This is a genomic window from Roseateles sp. (assembly GCF_047654805.1).
In the GTDB taxonomy this organism is placed as follows: Bacteria; Pseudomonadota; Gammaproteobacteria; order Burkholderiales; family Burkholderiaceae_C; genus Pelomonas.
The window spans coordinates 685,064-702,135 of record NZ_JASGIV010000001.1; the positions used below are offsets into that span (position 1 = coordinate 685,064).

A 17,072-nucleotide genomic window follows, 5' to 3' on the forward strand; every position below is an offset into this window, starting at 1 on the left:
ACGCTGTCGCCTTGGCCAACTGTCTGCGGTGACCGGATCTTCGCGCGCCGCTTCTGTTCCACGACCTGGACTCCCTGGAGTCTGCGAGGTACTCATGAAAAACTGGTTGTCACTCCCTCTGATCTTCTCGATGGCGGCCGCGTTCGCCCAATCTGCGCCGGTGGACCGCCTGGAGTTCGGTGACCCGGCTTCCGAGCAGGCGCACGCGCTGCAGGCGCAAGGCTCCGTCGTCATCCAGGGCGGCTTGGGTCGGCCGGCCCGGCAACTGCTGCCCGACGCCGAGCAGCGCTGGCGCAGCGCGGACATGGCTTTCCGCATCAAGGTCGATGCCAAGCTGCAGAACTACGCCACCGTGCGCCTCTGGGGTGGCGACACCACGCACAACAAGCTGGTCCTGCTGTGCGAAGGCAAGCAGATCGGCTACCGCCACCTGGGTGACATCGAGATCTTGGACCTCGGCACCGAGGCGCCCACCTATGCCGGCCGCTTCACGGACAAGACCTTTCCGCTGCCCTTGCCGCTGACGCTGGGCAAGAGCGAGCTGGCCTGTGCGATCCGGGCGCTCGGCAAGTTCGCGGTCTACAACAACCAGTTCGCCAAGTTTCAGCAGCCCATGGACGGCCCCTCGCGCCCGGTCTATGCGCTGAACGTCCACACTCAGCCCGATGCCTGGTTTGACGATGCGGGCGCCAGCGCGCCGCCGTCGCCGCGCGCCCGCACCAGCCCTGGCGCCGAGGTGATGGAAGCGCTGAAGACCCGCATCAACGCCGAGATCGACAAGCAACTGGCCAGCCAGCAGTCGCCGGGCCAGGACGACATGTTCTTCCTCGCACGCGCCCGCGGCATGGCCTGGACCACGGCCCACGGCCGGCCCGCCGACGTGGCCGCCCGCATCGTGGCCGGGGGCGATGCCTTCTACCAGCGTTACCTGAAAGATCCGTCCTTCATCACGCGGGACGGCGGTGGTGCAACCTGGATCGCGCTCGGGCCGTTTGCCTGGGCACTGAAGCTGACCGGGCCCGAGCTGTCGGCGGCGCTCGACCAGACAGTACCGGGGCGTGACGGGCAGCCAATCAAGCGGCGCGAGGCCTATGCCGAGATGGTGTCGCACGGCATGGAGTTCCTTTTGCGCAACCGCCGCATGTACACCAACCAGACGCTGATCGTCGACCTTCAAGGCATCTACTACAGCAACGAAGCCCTGCGCATGCTGGGCAGCGCGCTGGCGCGCCCGGAGCCGCAGATGCGGGCCCTGCTGCATGAGGCCGTGGGCCTGAAGCCCTGGTCCGGCAGCCTGGACGAGAAGGGGCGCCTGAGCAACGCCAGCAGCGCCGCCGACACGGGCGGTTTCAGCGTCGGTTCGGGCTATCTGCAGTTCACGGCGGCCGGCCTGTCCAAGGAACTGGGCTTTGTGGGCAGCTACGGTGAAATCCAGGATTTGCTCGCCAACGCCTACCTGGCCACCGTACCCCGGCCGGGCGAGGCCGGCGATGCGCAGTTGCTCGCGCAGTTCCGCAAGGTCTCCCGGGCGCGCCAGTACTTCCGCTACCCGAACGTGGACCTGGACGGCTACCGCACCATGTCGCTGGAGACGGTCATCGGCTGGCGCGACGTCAAGTACCCCGGCGTGACCACCTATGTGCAACGCATCGGCTGGGACAATACACCGCTGTATCCGGCACTGGTCGCCGATGACCCCGAGCTGCTGGCCGCCGCACAGCAGATGGTGGCCGATGGGCAGTTCACGCTGCAGGTCCAGCAGCAGATGGAGAACAAGGGCAAGCGCGTCACCCATGGCCTGCTGGACGCCTACGAGGAGTGGCAGCACGTGACCCGGGCACCGCGGGTCCAGAAGCCCATGCCCATGGCCGACGGCAGCCCGGACTTCGTGTTCGTGGACCCCGAAAACGCCACCATCGCGGTCAAGCATGGCCAGGAGCGGCTCTACGCCGCGCTGTACTGGCGGGCCAACTGCGGCATCAACCGCCTGTCCCGCATCCACCACTTGACGCCCACGCTTGAGCGGGTGGCCACGGTCTACGGCCGGGTGGAGTTCACGCCCAGCGGACAGTACTGCACGCGCCACAACTCCGTGCAGTTCGCTGCGGGTGCGATCCCCAACATCACTTACCCCGGCGATGTGCCGGCGCCCTTGGCCGGCGAGCTACTGCCCATCGCGAAGGGGCCCGCAGGCGCTTACGCCCCTGCCGGTCGCGACAGCCCCTTCGCCGGCCGTGGCGAGTACTACGAGACCCGCTACGGCCCCTATCTGCTGGCGATCAACGCAGCCAGCCCGGAGCCGGTGGATGTGCTGATGCCGGTGATCGGGGCCAAGCAGCGCCTGCTGAACCTGGGCACGGGCCAGATGCTGCCGGCCACGCAGCGCAGCCTGCGAGTGGCACCGGGGCAGGGCGTCGTGGTTCGCGTGGTGGACGCGCCCTGACCGGGGTGATCCACGGCTAGGGCGGTGAAGGGCCGGGGCGACAGGCTGCCACCCCGGCCGCTGCACGAATCATGTTGCTGAGCGAAGTCGCTCGTCTGCGCACGCAGAAGGCTTGCGGACGGCGCGGGCACATGCACCACGCATTGGGGACAGCAATGACGAAGCGTTGGACTGCGCCGCCCCAAGGGTGGTGCTGGGTGTGGCTCGGGTTGGCCTGGTTGCTGCTGGCCATGCCGGTGCAGGCTGCGGAGCCAGGCCTGAAGGCTCGGCAGCAGACGCTGCTGAACCGCGATTGGCGTTTCACGCTGGGAGACCCGGCCGCCGCCGCCGCGCCGGCGCTGGACGATCGCCACTGGCAGGCTGTGCACCTGCCGCACAGCTTCAGCTTGCCCAGCTTCGGCGCGGGGGCGGAGTTTTTCGTCGGCGAGGGCTGGTACCGGCGGCACCTCGAACGTCCGGCCGCATGGCAGGGCAAGCGCATACACCTGGAGTTCGAGGCCGCCTTCCAGGTGGCCGAGGTCTTCGTCAACGGCCGGCCTGTCGGTCGCCACGAGGGCGGCTACACCGGCTTCAGCGTTGACATCACCGACGCGCTCACGACGGGCGACAACCTGATCGCCGTGCGCGTGAACAACCGCTGGAATCCGCGCCTGGCGCCGCGCGCGGGTGAGCATCAGTTTGCGGGCGGCCTCTACCGCGACGTGCGCCTCGTCGTCACCGACGCTGTCCACATTCCCTGGTATGGCACGGCGGTCACCACGCCCGAGGTCAGCGCCGAGCGGGCCCGGGTGCGGGTGCAGACCGAGGTGCGGCATGCCGGCTTGGTGCCGCAGACGATCATGCTGCTCACCGAGGTGTTAGCTCCCAGCGGCCGCGTCGTGACCCGCATGAGCAGCCAGCGCCGGCTCGCGCCCGGTGAGCTGGCGGTGTTTGACCAGCTCAGCCCGCACATCCGCCGCCCGCAGCTGTGGAGCCCGGAGACGCCGCATGTCTACCAGGTGCGCAGCACGCTGCAGGTGGGCGGGCGCGCGGTGGATGACTTCCTGTCGCCGCTGGGCTTCCGGTGGTTCGAGTTCACGGCCGACCGGGGCTTCTTCCTGAACGGCCAGCACCGCTACCTGCGCGGCGCCAATGTGCACCAGGACCAGGCCGGCTGGGGAGATGCCGTCACCAACGCCAGCGCCTGGCGCGACGTGGCCATGATGAAGGCTGCCGGCTTCGACTTCATCCGCGGCTCGCACTACCCGCACGACCCGGCCTTCGTCGATGCCACCGACCGGCAGGGCCTGGTGTTCTGGTCGGAGAACGTGTTCTGGGGCATCGGCGGCTTCAAGGCCGAGGGCGACTGGGCCTCCAGCGCGTACCCGACCCGGCCCGAAGACCGCGCCGGCTTCGAGGCCAGCGTGCGCCGGCAACTGGCCGAGATGATCCGCATCTTCCGCAACCACCCGTCAGTGCTGGTGTGGAGCATGGGCAACGAGCCCTTCTTCAGCGCGCCGCACACCCTGCCCGAGGTGCGCCGCTTCCTGGGCGAGCTGGTGGCCTTGTCACGGCAGTTGGACCCCAGCCGCCCTGCGGCCATCGGCGGCGTGCAGCGGCCGCTGCAGCCCGACACGCGGCTGGACCGCATCGGCGACCTGGCGGGCTACAACGGCGACGGCGCCGCGCTGGAGCTGTTCCAGAACCCCGGCGTGCCCAACCTGGTGGCCGAGTACGGCAGCACCATGGTGGACCGCCCCGGCGCCTTCGAGCCCGGCTGGGGCGATGTCGCCAAGCAGCAGGGCGACAAGCGCCCGGCATGGCGCAGCGGCGAGGCCATATGGGTGGGTTTCGACCACGCCAGCATCGCCGGCCGCAAGTTCGGCGCCATGGGCATCGTCGACTACTTCCGGCTGCCCAAGCGCGCCTGGTACTGGTACCGCCAGCACCTGGCCGGTGTGGCCCCGCCCGACTGGCCCATCGATGCCGAGCCCGAGCGGCTCACGCTGACGGCCGACCGCGCCGGCATCGAGCGCGCCGATGGCACGGACGACGTGCTGCTGACGTTGTCGCTCACCGATGCCCAGGGCCGGCGCGTGTCGCGCAACCGGCCGCTGACGCTGACCATCGTGTCCGGCCCCGGCGAGCTGCCCACCGGCCGCACGCTGCAGTTCGACCCGCAGTCCGATATCCCAGTGCGCGAAGGCCAGGCGGCCATCGTGCTGCGCAGCCACCAGGCCGGCAGCATCCGGCTGCGCGCGTCGTCGCCGGGCCTTCCCGATGCCGAGCTTGCCATCGAGGCGCGCGGCGGCCCGGACTGGCAGGAGGGCACGTCTACGGTGCCTGAGCGCCCCTACCACCGCTTCACCACCGCAGCCGCGCGCGACAGCGGCCCGCGCCAGCTCGGCACCGCCAACCCGACGCGTGCCAGCAGCGCTGCGCCGGGCCATGGGTCCGGCCTGGCCAACGACGGCGACGTCAACACGGCCTGGCAACCCGCAGCGGACGACGCCGCACCCTGGCTGCGCGTGGACCTGGAGCGCGTGGTGACGCTGCGCGCCGTGATGCTGCGCTTCGCGGGCGAGGTGCCGGCCTACCAGCTGGCGCTGTCAATGGACGGCGAGCAATGGACCCCGCTGCCCACCACGCCCGCAACCCCGGCGCCGGGCCAGCGACTTGACACCGTGACCGGCACTTCGCCATCCGGGCGCTTCCTGCGCGTCCAGCTGGCACCCGCAGCCGGTGGCCGTGCACCGGCGATCGCCGAACTGAACGTCTTGCTGCCCTGAGCGCAAGGCAGCCTCAACCCACCTCATGCCTGCCGTGAAACAACTCGTTCTTGCTGCCTTCTCCTTGATGGTGCTGATTGGCGCGCCGGTGCCCGCCGCCAGCGCGTCGCTTGACACGCCGCCCACGGGCACGGCCAGCGCCAGCCTGCGCTACCACCAGCCCGCCCGGCAATGGATGACCGAGGCGCTGCCCATCGGCGGCGGCTCGCTGGGCGCCATGCTGTTCGGGCTCACCGACATCGAGCGCCTGCAGTTCAACCACGACACGCTGTGGCTGGGCAGCGAGAAGGACACGGGCCGCTACCAGTCCTTCGGCGATGTCTTCATCCAGCTGGGCCACAAAGACGTCAGCGACTACCGGCGCCAGCTGGACCTGAACACGGGCACCCACTCGGTCTCCTACCGCCACGGCGGCGTCACCTACACCCGCACCGCGTTTGCGAGCCATCCGGCCGGTGTCATCGTCTACCGCTTCACCGCCGACAAACCCGGCGCGCTGAACGGTCGCGTCTGGCTGACCGACATGCACGAGGCCGTGACCGTCGCCGACGGCGACCAGTTGCGGGTGCAGGGGCGTCTGGGCGCCGACGGGCTGCGCTATGCATCCCGGCTCAAGGTCTTGCAGCAGGGCGGCCGCGTGCAGGCCGAGGTCTTCGATGCTGAAGCGCAGAGGGAGCTGTTCGCCGGCATTCCCAACATCACCGAACGCCCGGGCCCGGCCGCCGGGGCGCAGGTCACGCAGCGCGTCACGCGGCGTCCGGTGCCGGCCGCACTGCGCTTCGAGCACTGCGACAGCATCACGCTGGTGCTGGCCGCCGACACAGACTACCTGGCCGACAGCACTCGTGGCTGGCGCGCGGGCGACCCTGTTGCCAAGGTGGCCGCGCGCATCAATGCGGTCCAGACGGCATCCCTGCCTCAGCTCTACCGCGATCACGTCGCCGACTACCGCTCGCTGTACAGCCGCTTCAGCATCGACCTGGGCACCACCTCGCCGCAGCAGGCCGCCAAGCCGACGGATGAGCGCCTGCGCGATTACAGCAGCGGCAAGGCCAGCGACCCGGAGCTGGAGGCCCTGGTCGTCAACTACGCGCGCTACCTGATGATTGCCAGCTCGCGCCCGGGCTCGCTGCCGCCCAATCTGCAGGGCTTGTGGAACGACACCAACTACCCGGGCTGGCGCGGCGACTATCACACCAACATCAACGTCCAGATGAACCACTGGCTCACCGAGACCACGAATCTCGCCGAGGCCCAGCGCGTCTTCCTGGACTACGTCACCAGCCAGATCCCGGTCGCCCGCACCCGCACTCGCGAGGCGTCCGAGTTCGCCGCCGCGAAACGCGGTTGGACGCTGCGCACCGAGCACGGCGTGTTCGGTGGTGGCAGCTACCACTGGAACAACGCTGCCAGCGCCTGGCATGCCCAGCACTTCTGGGAGCACTACGCCTTCTCGCTCGACAAGCGCTACCTTCGTGACGTCGGCTACCCGGTGATGAAGGAAGTCGTGGAGTTCTGGGACGACTTGCTGATCGAGCGCCCTGACGGCACCCTGGTCACGCCCAAGGCCTGGTCGCCCGAACACGGCCCCGTGGAGGAGGCGATCTCCTACGACCTGCAGATCGTGCACGACCTCTTCACCAACTACATCGAGGCCGCCGATGCGCTGGGCATGGACAAGACCTACCGCGACCGCATCGCCTCCCGCAAGGCCCGGCTGCTCGCGCCCAAGATCGGGCGCTGGGGCCAGTTGCAGGAATGGGAGACCGACCGCGACGACCCCCAGGACGATCATCGCCACGTCTCCCACCTGTTCGGCCTGCACCCCGGGCGCCAGTTCACGGCGTCCGGCACGCCGGAGCTCTTCGAGGCGGCCCGCGTGTCGTTGAACGCGCGCGGTGATGGCGGCACGGGCTGGTCCCGGGCTTGGAAGATCAGCTTCTGGGCCCGCGCCCAGGACGGCGACCGCGCTTACAAGCTGCTGCGCAGCTTCATCAACTTCACCGACAATCAGTCCGTCTCCATGGGCAGCGCCGGCGGGCTCTACGCCAACCTGCTCTGCGCCCACCCGCCCTTCCAGATCGACGGCAACTTCGGCTATGCCGCCGGCGTGGCCGAGATGCTGGTGCAGTCCCATGCGGGCGCCATCGACCTGCTGCCCGCGTTGCCGGCCGCCTGGGCTCATGGCTCGGTCAAGGGGCTGCGTGCCCGCGGCGGGGCGGAGGTCGACGTTGAATGGGGCGACGGCGCGCTGGTCCGCGCCAACGTCAGCGTCCGCGGCGGACAGGTCCCGCCCATCCGCTATCGCGGCATCGTGCTCGATCCATCCAAGGACGCCCGGCTGGTGATCCACAGGCGCTGACACCCACCCTTGTGCAGAGGTGGATCGACGTCACTCGCACAGTACCGCCTTCTTCGCTCTGGTTCCGCAGAGTCACCAGGTGCAGAGTGCCCGAAGGTGAGCAATAGCCACCAGCAGTGCACCCCCACGCGCGATTGCGTCTCGACGGGCGGCGCATCCCTTTCATGAGCAAAGCTGAAGGCGCTGTCACTTGGCTCGCGGTGACTCATGCGCCGGCCTCGCTTGCGATCGCCGGGCAGGGTCGGTGATCGTGCGAGCGCGACACGGGGTATTGGCGCAAGATGATCATGTTCGCCAACGAAAGCAGGGGAGATGCTGGTCTGGCGCCTCAATGGGGTACTGTCGTTGGGTGACGTGCAACTGCGATCCGAATCCTGTACCAAACCTGGGTGCCGGCGGATGTTGTGCCATTTGTCGATGCGGACTCAGACAATCGTGCATCCCCCTGATTGCGGATCCGCCTCTTGGGTATCGCCCCAGGTAGTCGATCCCTTTGATCAGTTGGAACCTACGGTGCCCAGCTTCGTCGACGAGGTTCATACAGGCGTTGCTGGCTTTTAGAGGGGAGGGGCTGGACCTGGGGCTGGGACCACTGGTGCATGTCGGCGACAGCCTTGCATCACGGAACTGCGGCGGGCATTTGATCAATGCTGGACATCACCGGCCTCCGTCGGTTGCGGACAACTGCCCCAGCGGGTCAAAGGCCCTGGAACCAGCGTAACGGCCAGCGAGCGCCGGTTCTCTCAGTCGACGGCGTACAAGGCGGTCACCAGCGCCGCCGCGTTCGGCCCGCCCACGATGCCCGGTGCCATGCGATTCATCATGTAGGCCATGCACATTCTGCGCTCGGTATCGACCACCACCAGCGAGCCGCCCCAGCCGCCCCAGAAGCAGATACGCCGATCGGGGATGAAGGGCATCAGCTCCGGCATCGGCAGACCGTAGCCGATGCCCATCTGCAGCGGCACGCCCAGCACCAGATCCACGCCGCGCGCCTGCGGCTCAAAAATGCGCGCTACCGTTCTGGGCGACAACCAGCGGCGCCCGTCCAGTGTGCCGTCGCAGGCGACGATGGACTGAATGCGCGCCACCGAGCGCGCGTTGCCGTGGCCGTTGGCGGCGCCGATGTCGGCCCGGCACCAGTCGGTGCGATGGCTGAACGCGGCATCGGCCACCGGGTTGGCCAGCGTGCGCATCATCGGGCTCGCCGGGTCGATGGCGGCGAAGTCGACCGCCAGCGGCGGCGGCGGCACGACCCGCGCCACGCGTGCGTCGGCCTCCGGCGGCAGGCCGATGAAGAAATCTGCCCCCAGCGGCCCGGCGATCTCGTCGGCCAGGAAGGCACCGGTCTTGCGGCCGGTGATGCGCCGGATCACTTCGCCGACCAGGTGGCCGTAGTTCAGCGCGTGGTAGCCGGAAGCGCTGCCAGGCGCCCACCATGGCGTCTGCGCCGCGAGCAGCGAGGTGCAGCGTTCCCAGTCGCAGAGGTCCTGCATCGTCACTGGCTGCTCCCAGCCCGAGACGCCGGAGGTATGGCCGAGCAGGTGGCGCACCAGCACCTGCGACTTGCCGTTGGCCGCGAACTCGGGCCAGTAGCGGCACACCGGCGCGTCGAGATCGAGTTCGCCGCGCTCGGCGAGCAGCAGCGCGGCGAGCGCGGTCATCGTTTTGGTCGTGGACCAGACGTGCGTCAGCGTGTCGCTCTGCCACGGCTCTGCCCGCGCCTCGTCCCGGTAGCCGCCCCAGAGGTCGAGAACGAACTCACCGTCGACCGTCAGCGCCAGTGATGCACCCAGGTCGCTATCGTGTTTGAGCAGTTCGTCGAAAACACGCGCCAGCGGCTCCCAGCGCGGTTGGAAAGTGCCTTGTGCATTCCTCACAGTCGTCGTCCTTTTGTCATCGATTGCGGTCACTTGAAGTCGAAGCTCGCCCCGATCGTGAATTGGCGCGGGGGCGTGTAAGCCACCTGGCGCGCCGCTCCAACCACTGGCGACGCGATGGTCATGCTCGTCTGGGCGGTCGTGTTGCCGGCGTTGCGCAGGTGAGCCCAGAGCTTCCACGGTCCGTCACCCGGCCGCAGCGTGGCCGACAGGTTGAGCAGACCGTAGGCGCCCTGGGCTGCGTCGTTGGTGTTGAACTCGGTGAAATAGAAGCGGCTGCGCCAGGTGTAGTCGGCGCGCAGCGTGTAGCGCAGGCCTTGTAGGGTGCTGGCGAACTCCGCGCCCAGCGTGGCTTGCTCGCGCGACACCTGCGCGAGCTGGCGGCCCCGCACGTTGACGGGCTGTGCAGGGTTGTTGCGCAGGTCGGTGTTGGTGAAATCGGAATACTCTGGGTCCATGAGCCCGATGCCCGCCGACAATGTCAGTGCCGGCAGCGGGCGGAACTGCGCTTCCACCTCCAGGCCCTCGATGCGCGCCGCCGACGCGTTGGCCAGGATGACCGTGGCCGTACCGACCTGCGAAACCTGCATGTCCTTGTAGCGGTTGCTGAAGACCGCCGCACTGATGGTGCCGCGACGGTTCAGGAAGTCGGTCTTGGCACCGAACTCGACGCTCGTGACCGTCTCCGGCTTGACCAGAGAGCCTTGCAGTGAACCGAGATTCACCGCGCCCGACTTGAAGCCGTGCGCGAACCGACCGTAGAAGAGCAGGTTCGGCGCCGGCTTGTACTCGGCACCGATGCTGCCCGGCGTGCTGGTCCAGCTGTCGCTCGGCGTGCCGGTGCCGGCGAGGCCGAAGGCGGCGATGTTCTGGTATTCGTCGGCCCGCTTGCGGTCATGGCTGACGCGCAGGCCGCCGAGAAGGGCCCATCGCGGGGTCAACTGGTAGCGCAGGTCGGCATAGACGGCGCTCGAATCGGTGCGCACGTTGCCTCCGAGCAGGAAGCCCACGCCGCCGGGAAACGGCACGTTCAGCGGCTGGCCGGGGACGATGAAGCCCAGCGGCACCTGCGTGCTGACGACGATGTCCTGGCGCTGGTCGAAGCGCAGTGCCGTCGCCCCAAACAGCCACTGCAGCGCGCCGCCGTCGTCAGAGGCCAGGTGTAGGTCGATGCTCTTGTCAGTGCTGATGGTGGCAAAGCTCGTCGTCGCGGCAGGCGCTTCGCTCGCATCGCTGTCCCAGGCGCGCGCCGTTCGGCTGTGGCGCCACGACAGGCTGGCGCTGAGGGTGGCGCTACCCAATGGCAACTCCAGCAGTTGCTGAGCGGCATTCACCTCGGCACGGTTGCTCGAGCCCTGGCTTTTGACGGCACGCGGGTCGCCGCTCGCCTTGGCGCCGAAAAGCAGCCCGGAGATGCTGGATGGATCGGTGAGCACCTGGCTGCTCGGACCGGCATCGCCTTCGCGGAAGTGCGAGGCGATGAAGCGCAGGCTGCCGCCGTTGTCCAGGTTCGCCTGCAGCTGGCCGCGCAGGGCGCGTGTGGACAGGTCGTCGAGCCGCTTCGGACCGACGGTATTCGGGCCACCCGCAATCACCGGGCCGGATGCCTGGCCGGCGAGCGAATTGCTCGTGTAGCCGTCCGTCTCCTTGACTTGGTAGGAGAGCCGCCCCAGAAGTCCCCACCCCCCACTCAGCGGGCCGGTGATGAATCCTTCGCTTTCTTTGCGGCCATAGTCGCCGAGTAGCGCGCCCGCGCGCGCGTGGAAGGCGCCTTCGGGCCGCGCCGATAGGATGTTCATGGCACCGCCAGTCGCATTGCGGCCGTAGAGGGCACCCTGGGGGCCGCGCAGAATCTCGACCCGTTGGGTGTCGAACAGCGCCGTGTTGGAACTCGTCATGTCCGAGATGTAGGCGCCATCGCCATACAGCGCGACGCCAGGGTCGCCGCCGGCCAGGATGAAGACGTTGCCGATGCCGCGTACGAAGAGCTGAGAGGCGCCCTGGCTGACCGTGAAAGAGGTGTTGGGGCTCAGCATCGCCAGATCGGCAAGGCCGGTGTCTCCCTGCTCGGACAGCCGCGTACCGCTCAGCGCCGTCACCGCAGCGGGCGTTGTGTCGAGCATCGTCGCCCTTCGCTCGGAGGTGATCGTCACGCGATCGATCTGGACCGTGTCGGCGCCCGGGTTCTGCCCGGGCTGCTGTGCGTGGGTCTGGGCCGATATCGTAGCCAGCATGGCGGCTATGGCCGCGACGACGAAGGTGCGCTGCATGATCTGTCTCCGATGCGTCTGCTTGTGGACGCTTTGGAGCCATGCTCGCGGCGCGCGGTATGCGGCGTCTATGGCGTATCGGAACCCGAACGTGCCAAATCGGACCTTCGCTGCGTGCCATAGAGCGTCCGGCTCGGTGGCTCGCCGAACCGCTCGCGGTAGCGCGCGGCGAATGCGCCCAGTTGCCAGAAGCCCCACTGAGCGGCCACGTCGGTCACGGTGACGGCGCCACGGCAACCGAGCGCGGCAGCGCGCAGTTGCGCGCGTGCGCCGTCGAGCCGCACCTGTAGTACATAGCGCTGCGGCGACATGCCCAGGTGCCTGTCGAAGGCACGCGCCAACGAGCGCACTCCCACCCCAGCGGCGCGCGCGATCTCGGCCACGCTCGGTACGCTTGCGGCTTCGGCGTGAATGTAGTCGCGCGCGCGCCGTGTCGAAGCCGGCAGCGCTGGCGGTGCGTCGAGACAGCGCGTGCAGCTGTTCGGCCAGGCAAGCAGCAGTTCGTACAGTGCTGCATCGCGCAGACTGCGCTCAAGCCGCGCCGCAGCGACGTGCGGATACGGCGGCGTGGCAGCGAGGTGGCTTAGCACTCGCAGCAAGGCAGCGGCGGCCGGCGCGCCGGCCGCGCTGCGCGGCTCGAAGCGCAACGCTTGCGTGAGGTCGGAACCGAGCAGTGAGCGGCAGGCATCGACCATGTCGGCGTGCGCGACTCGCAGGTTGACCAGTTCCATGTCGGCCGACATTTCGAGGCTCTGCACATCACCAGGTGCCGTGACACCGGCGTCGCCAGCAGCGAAGTTCAGGCGCTCGTAGGTGCGCCGGACCTCTCCATGCTGCACGTACGAGAACACCCAGTAGCCGGGCGCACGCCCGGAGGCCACCCGCGCCTGCGTGCCGTAGCGCAGTTCACCAAGGTGGAGCTGCGCGATCTCGCCCCCGCGCAGCCTCATGTCGAGCGCTCGCTCGCCGGCGAGCAGTAGGGCATGCGGCCCGTAGACATCGCTTAGGTAGGCTTTTGCACGGTCAGGATTGCGGGTCTCGAACAACGAAACCAGGCGCGAATTGCCTAGCGCTGCATCGATCTCGCCGGGCTGCAGCATGTGGTCAAGTCCGGGGGCTTGCATGGGTGGCGTTGTACCCCTACGCGGCAGAACTCACCATCGGGACAGTTTCCAACGTGCTGCCGACCTGCGGGCGGACGGGGACGGAAGGGGTGGTGCAACACTCGAAGTGATTGCCGGCCCGTACTCAGCCGGCGAGCAGGACCAGGGCCGGGGTCAGCGCGCCGGGCATGCCTTGCACGAAGAGGATCTTGCAGTTGGACGTCAACGCGCCATAGACGCCGGCAACGGTGACGCAGCCCGCAAAGAACAGCGCGGTCGGTCGGCCCGCAGAGCCTTGCAGCAAGCTACAGAACAGGCCCGCCGCCAGGAACCCGTTGTAAAGGCCCTGGTTCGCGGCCAACGCCTTGGTAGCTTGCGCGAATTCGGGCTTCAGTCCAAAGGCCTTGAGGCCCGCAGGCTTGGTCCAGAGGAACATTTCAAGGATGAGGATGTAGGCGTGCAGCAGGCCTAGTGTCCTGTCCCAATAATTCACAGGCACTTTCCGTGCATGGCTTGAGGCATTCTGCGAAGGGATGCCGCCATGCCGAACGCCGCCGTGAAGGACAAGCTGACACTGACTGAGGAAGAGCGCGCCGAGCTCGCCTCGATGGCGCGTTCACGATCACTACCAGCCGCGTTGGCGCTGCGAGCGCGCATCGTTTTAGGCTGCGAAGGCGGTGCCGCAGCTCTGGGCGTGGCGCGCGCTCTGGGCATCAACCGCGGTACCGTCACCAAGTGGCGCGATCGGTATGCACAGCATCGCCTGTCGGGGCTGTACGACGAGCTTCGCCCGGGTCGCCCGCGCACGGTCGACGATGAGCGCGTCGCCGACTTGATCTCGACGACGCTGCACACCAAGCCCGCCGATGGCGACACACACTGGAGTACGCGCGGCCTGGCCAACGCGACCGGCATCAGCAAGAGTTCGGTCCAGCGCTACTTGCAGGCGTTCAACCTAAAGCCCCATCGCGTCGAGTCGTTCAAGCTGTCCACCGACTCTTTCTTCATGGCGAAGCTGCGCGACGTGGTGGGGCTGTACCTGAACCCACCGGACAACGCCCTGGTGCTGTGTGTCGACGAGAAGAGTCAATGCCAAGCACTGGAGCGCACGCAGCCGATGTTGCCGCTGGGCTTGGGGTATGTCGAAGGTGTCACGCACGACTACGTACGCCACGGCACGACGACGCTGTTCGCGGCGTTGGACGTGATGAGCGGCCAGGTGTTGGCTCAGTGTCGGCCGCGCCATCGCCATCAAGAGTTCCTGGCGTTCCTGCGCGCCATCGACGAGGCCGTTCCCGTCGAGCTTGATGTCCATTGCATCGCCGACAACTACGCTAGCCACAAGCATCCGACGGTCCGCGCTTGGCTGGCCGAGCGCCCGCGCTGGCACATGCACTTCGTGCCGACCTACTCGAGCTGGCTCAACCAGGTCGAACGCTTCTTCTCGATCATCACGACGCGCGATCCGCCGCGGCTCGTTCACCAGCGTCAAGGACCTCACCGAGAAGATCGATCGCTTCGTCCAGAACTACAGCCAGTCCTGCAAGCCTTTTGCTTGGACAGCCACTGCGGACTCCATCCTGGAAAAACTTGCTCGGCTATGCGGGCGAATTAACGGGACAGGACACTAGCAGGGCGACGGCAATGTTGGCGGCGGTTTGCATGAGGTTATCGGATTCCTGGGGTACTTGCGGGTAGGTCGATGCGGTCAGGCGCCCTTGAGCAGGATCTTGCCTGCGCGACCCGTCTGCTCCGCCGCGGTCATAGCGGCAGCGGCGTCGGCCAGGCCGAACACACCACCGACTGGCAGCTTCAGCGCGCCGCTGGCGACCTGACGGGCCAGCTCGCCGATCATGCGGGCCAGTTCGGTGGGTGCAGTGGCGGCCAGCCGCTTGCTGCCCCAGAAACCACGCACCACGGCCTGCTTGAAGATCAGGTCGCCGCCATTGATGACCAGGGGCTTGAAGGTCAGCGAGCCGAAGGAGATCAGCTCCCCGTTTTCCGCCAGCAGCGACAGCACCTGCCCCGCGGCTTCGCCGCCGATGGAGTCGATGGCGCGCACGATGGGGGTGCCACCGGCTGCCGCCTTGGCGCGTTCTTGCCAGCCTGGCGTGTCGGTCGCTACGCCGTTGGCGATGCCGGCCGCGGCCAGGTCGGCCAACGCCGCTTCGCGGCGCACGAGGTTCACCACCCCGATGCCGCGCGCCGCCGCCAGCGTGGCCAGGACCTTGCCCACGGCACCATTGGCGGCGTCCTGGACGATCCACTGGCCCGATTGCAGCTTCATGTCCTCCAGCAGCATCAGCGCGCTCAACGGCATGGCCAGCAGTTGGCAGGCGGCCTCGTCGGAGAGGGCGTCGGGCACGGGCACCAACTTGGCAGCCGGGCTGAGGAAGTAATCGGCCCAGGCGGACTGCGCCGCCGCCGTGGCCACGCGCTGGCCTTGCTTCAGGTCCTGCACGCCATCACCCAGCGCGTCAACGGTGCCCACCGCCTCGGTTCCCGGAACCGCAGGCAGCGCTGGGCGGTAGCCGTAGACGCCGCGCACGATGGCCAGGTCATGGTTGTGGATGGGCGACAGCCGCATGCGCACGCGCACCTCACCCGGGCCGGGCGTGGGCAAGAGGCGTTCACCTGCGTGCACCACCTCGGCAGGTTCACCAAAACGATCGATCACGACACCTTGCACAGGGACCATCCTTTGTGGGCTTGCCATGCTTCTTCGGGTTGCGACAGGCGTTCCGCCAGCAGCCGCAACACCACGGGATTCGCACCCATGCGATTGTGGCTGCCAGGGACGCGAATGTTCTGCGCCGCCGGGCCCGTGGGCTGCAGGCTGGCGCGCCAGTCGACGATGCCGTCGCTGCGGCTGTAGATCGAGGTGCAGGGCACCGGCACCGGTTCATTGAGGCGGGCCATCAGCTCCGGCGCGTAGGCGCGCGGCCCGCTGACCCATTCGTAGATTCGGCGCGCGTTGGACGCATGGCCACGCCCGCCCGCCGGGCTGCCGACGGGGCTACCCAGCGACACCACCTGGCGCACGGCCTGCGGCACGCGCTTGGCCAGTTCGCGCGCATAGATGCCGCCCAGGCTCCAGCCCACCAGGCTGACCCGGCGGCCCGACTCGCTGTGCAGGCGCCGCAACTGGCTCACGCAGGCTTCCAGCACGCCAGGGCGCGGGCCCAGGTTGCGCCCCTGGCCCCAGGCGTGCGGCGCCCAACCCTGGGCACGCAGGTAGTGGCGCAACAGCCGGGTCGACGCGTCGGTGGCAGCCAGGCCGGGCAGCACAAGCACGCTGTGCCCGTCACCGCGCGGCGCCTGGCGCAACCAGGGCCACAAGGCCAACGTCGCGGCGGCCTCCACGGGTGCCCGCAATTCAAGCGCCAGGCGCACCGGGCCGGGCGGTGACAGCTTGTCCGTTGCGGCCTTCATGCGTTGGCCTCCACTGAGCGGCGGCGCGCCGGCTTGGCCTTGGTTGGCCCGTGGCCAAGGCTTTGGGAGGCTCGCGCCGGGGCCGGGGCACGCGGGCCGCCACATCGGCGCTGGGCTGCTCCGCCAGGGCCGCCGACGCCCCCGCTGCACGGGCGGCGGCAGCCGCCGCTGCGATGAGCTGGCCCAACTCATGTGCCGCGTCCACCATGTAGTCACCCAGGTCGCCAACGTCAGGCAGCGCGCGCCGGCAGGCGGTGAGCCCGAACTCGACCACGCCGTTGTAGCTTTGCACCGTGACGTTCAGCGCCACGCCATGCGCCGGAATGGACACTGGCGAATAGGTGGCCACCTTGGCCCCAGCCAGGTAGAACGGGGCCTGTGGCCCCGGCACGTTGGAGATGGTCACGTTGGCCACGGGCGGCAGCGTGTCGGCCAGGCGCGAGCGGCCGTAGAGCGAGGCCAGCCCGCTCATCAGCCAGGGCGCGCCAAGGGACGGGAAGTCCATCGGGATCGCGCCCTTGATCTGGCCCGACACCTTCTTGCCACTTGCCGCCGACTCGTGGATGGCCTTCAGCCGGGCCAGGGGGTCCTTGATGTCGGTGGCCAGGCTGACCATCATGAACGACACCTGGTTGGTCATGTCCTGGTTGCCTTGCTCGCGCAACGACACCGGAACACCGGCCACCAGGGGCTTGGCCGGCTTGCAGTCGTACTCGGCCAGGTAGCGCCGCAGCGCGCCGGCGCAGATGGCCAGCACCACGTCATTCAGGCTGGTGCCGCTTGCCTTGGCCATCTGCTTCAAGCCGGCCAACGG

10 protein-coding genes and 1 pseudogene are annotated in these 17,072 nt (G+C 68.4%); 4 read left to right on the forward strand and 7 right to left on the reverse strand.

The window, feature by feature from the left end; genetic code table 11:
• Nucleotides 1–94 precede the first annotated feature (94 nt).
• From QM732_RS03055 to QM732_RS03065, 3 genes are all read left to right on the forward strand, one after another.
• On the forward strand, nucleotides 95–2,443 hold the full coding sequence (locus QM732_RS03055; RefSeq protein WP_415654734.1) for a hypothetical protein: 2,349 nt from the start codon (nucleotides 95–97) through the stop codon (nucleotides 2,441–2,443).
• A 155-nt stretch (nucleotides 2,444–2,598) separates the two neighbouring features.
• On the forward strand, nucleotides 2,599–5,211 hold the full coding sequence (locus tag QM732_RS03060; protein ID WP_415654735.1) for a glycoside hydrolase family 2 TIM barrel-domain containing protein: 2,613 nt from the start codon (nucleotides 2,599–2,601) through the stop codon (nucleotides 5,209–5,211).
• Between the two features lie 34 nt (nucleotides 5,212–5,245).
• The gene (locus QM732_RS03065; RefSeq protein WP_415654736.1) at nucleotides 5,246–7,573 is read left to right on the forward strand and encodes a glycosyl hydrolase family 95 catalytic domain-containing protein; all 2,328 of its coding nucleotides are present in this window, start codon (nucleotides 5,246–5,248) and stop codon (nucleotides 7,571–7,573) included.
• A 743-nt stretch (nucleotides 7,574–8,316) separates the two neighbouring features.
• Here the strand turns inward: QM732_RS03065 and QM732_RS03070 are convergent.
• From QM732_RS03070 to QM732_RS03085, 4 genes are all read right to left on the reverse strand, one after another.
• Nucleotides 8,317–9,453 carry a serine hydrolase domain-containing protein gene (locus QM732_RS03070; RefSeq protein WP_415654737.1) on the reverse strand — a complete coding sequence of 379 codons (1,137 nt, stop codon included), beginning with the start codon at nucleotides 9,451–9,453 and terminating at the stop codon, nucleotides 8,317–8,319.
• A 29-nt stretch (nucleotides 9,454–9,482) separates the two neighbouring features.
• Nucleotides 9,483–11,723, reverse strand: a complete 2,241-nt coding sequence (locus tag QM732_RS03075; protein WP_415654738.1) for a TonB-dependent receptor — start codon at nucleotides 11,721–11,723, stop codon at nucleotides 9,483–9,485.
• Nucleotides 11,724–11,791: 68 nt separating this feature from the next.
• Nucleotides 11,792–12,847: an AraC family transcriptional regulator gene (locus QM732_RS03080; protein ID WP_415654739.1), complete on the reverse strand. Its 1,056-nt coding sequence runs from the start codon at nucleotides 12,845–12,847 to the stop codon at nucleotides 11,792–11,794.
• A gap of 124 nt (nucleotides 12,848–12,971) precedes the next feature.
• Nucleotides 12,972–13,319: a DUF1304 domain-containing protein gene (locus QM732_RS03085; protein WP_415654740.1), complete on the reverse strand. Its 348-nt coding sequence runs from the start codon at nucleotides 13,317–13,319 to the stop codon at nucleotides 12,972–12,974.
• Between the two features lie 48 nt (nucleotides 13,320–13,367).
• Here QM732_RS03085 and QM732_RS03090 point away from each other — a divergent pair.
• Nucleotides 13,368–14,457, forward strand: a pseudogene (locus QM732_RS03090) (IS630 family transposase).
• Nucleotides 14,458–14,534: 77 nt separating this feature from the next.
• Here the strand turns inward: QM732_RS03090 and QM732_RS03095 are convergent.
• Genes QM732_RS03095 through QM732_RS03105 form a run of 3 tightly spaced genes read right to left on the reverse strand, consistent with a single transcriptional unit; the run spans nucleotide 14,535 to nucleotide 17,051 of the window.
• Nucleotides 14,535–15,503: a zinc-binding dehydrogenase gene (locus QM732_RS03095; RefSeq protein WP_415654741.1), complete on the reverse strand. Its 969-nt coding sequence runs from the start codon at nucleotides 15,501–15,503 to the stop codon at nucleotides 14,535–14,537.
• Nucleotides 15,500–16,258 carry an esterase/lipase family protein gene (locus QM732_RS03100; RefSeq protein WP_415654742.1) on the reverse strand — a complete coding sequence of 253 codons (759 nt, stop codon included), beginning with the start codon at nucleotides 16,256–16,258 and terminating at the stop codon, nucleotides 15,500–15,502. Before QM732_RS03100 ends, QM732_RS03095 begins: the two co-directional genes overlap by 4 nt.
• Entirely contained in the window at nucleotides 16,203–17,051 is an 849-nt protein-coding gene (locus QM732_RS03105; RefSeq protein ID WP_415659330.1) for a WS/DGAT domain-containing protein, read from the reverse strand. Before QM732_RS03105 ends, QM732_RS03100 begins: the two co-directional genes overlap by 56 nt.
• Nucleotides 17,052–17,072 lie beyond the last annotated feature (21 nt).

What these genes read in the sequence shown, in the direction of transcription:
- QM732_RS03055 (WP_415654734.1), top strand. Translation starts at nt 95, where the DNA reads ATGAAAAACTGGTTGTCACTCCCTCTGATCTTCTCGATGGCGGCCGCG.
- QM732_RS03060 (WP_415654735.1), top strand. Translation starts at nt 2,599, where the DNA reads ATGACGAAGCGTTGGACTGCGCCGCCCCAAGGGTGGTGCTGGGTGTGG.
- QM732_RS03075 (WP_415654738.1), bottom strand. Translation starts at nt 11,723, where the DNA reads ATGCAGCGCACCTTCGTCGTCGCGGCCATAGCCGCCATGCTGGCTACG.
- QM732_RS03080 (WP_415654739.1), bottom strand. Translation starts at nt 12,847, where the DNA reads ATGCAAGCCCCCGGACTTGACCACATGCTGCAGCCCGGCGAGATCGAT.
- QM732_RS03100 (WP_415654742.1), bottom strand. Translation starts at nt 16,258, where the DNA reads ATGAAGGCCGCAACGGACAAGCTGTCACCGCCCGGCCCGGTGCGCCTG.
- QM732_RS03105 (WP_415659330.1), bottom strand. Translation starts at nt 17,051, where the DNA reads ATGGCCAAGGCAAGCGGCACCAGCCTGAATGACGTGGTGCTGGCCATC.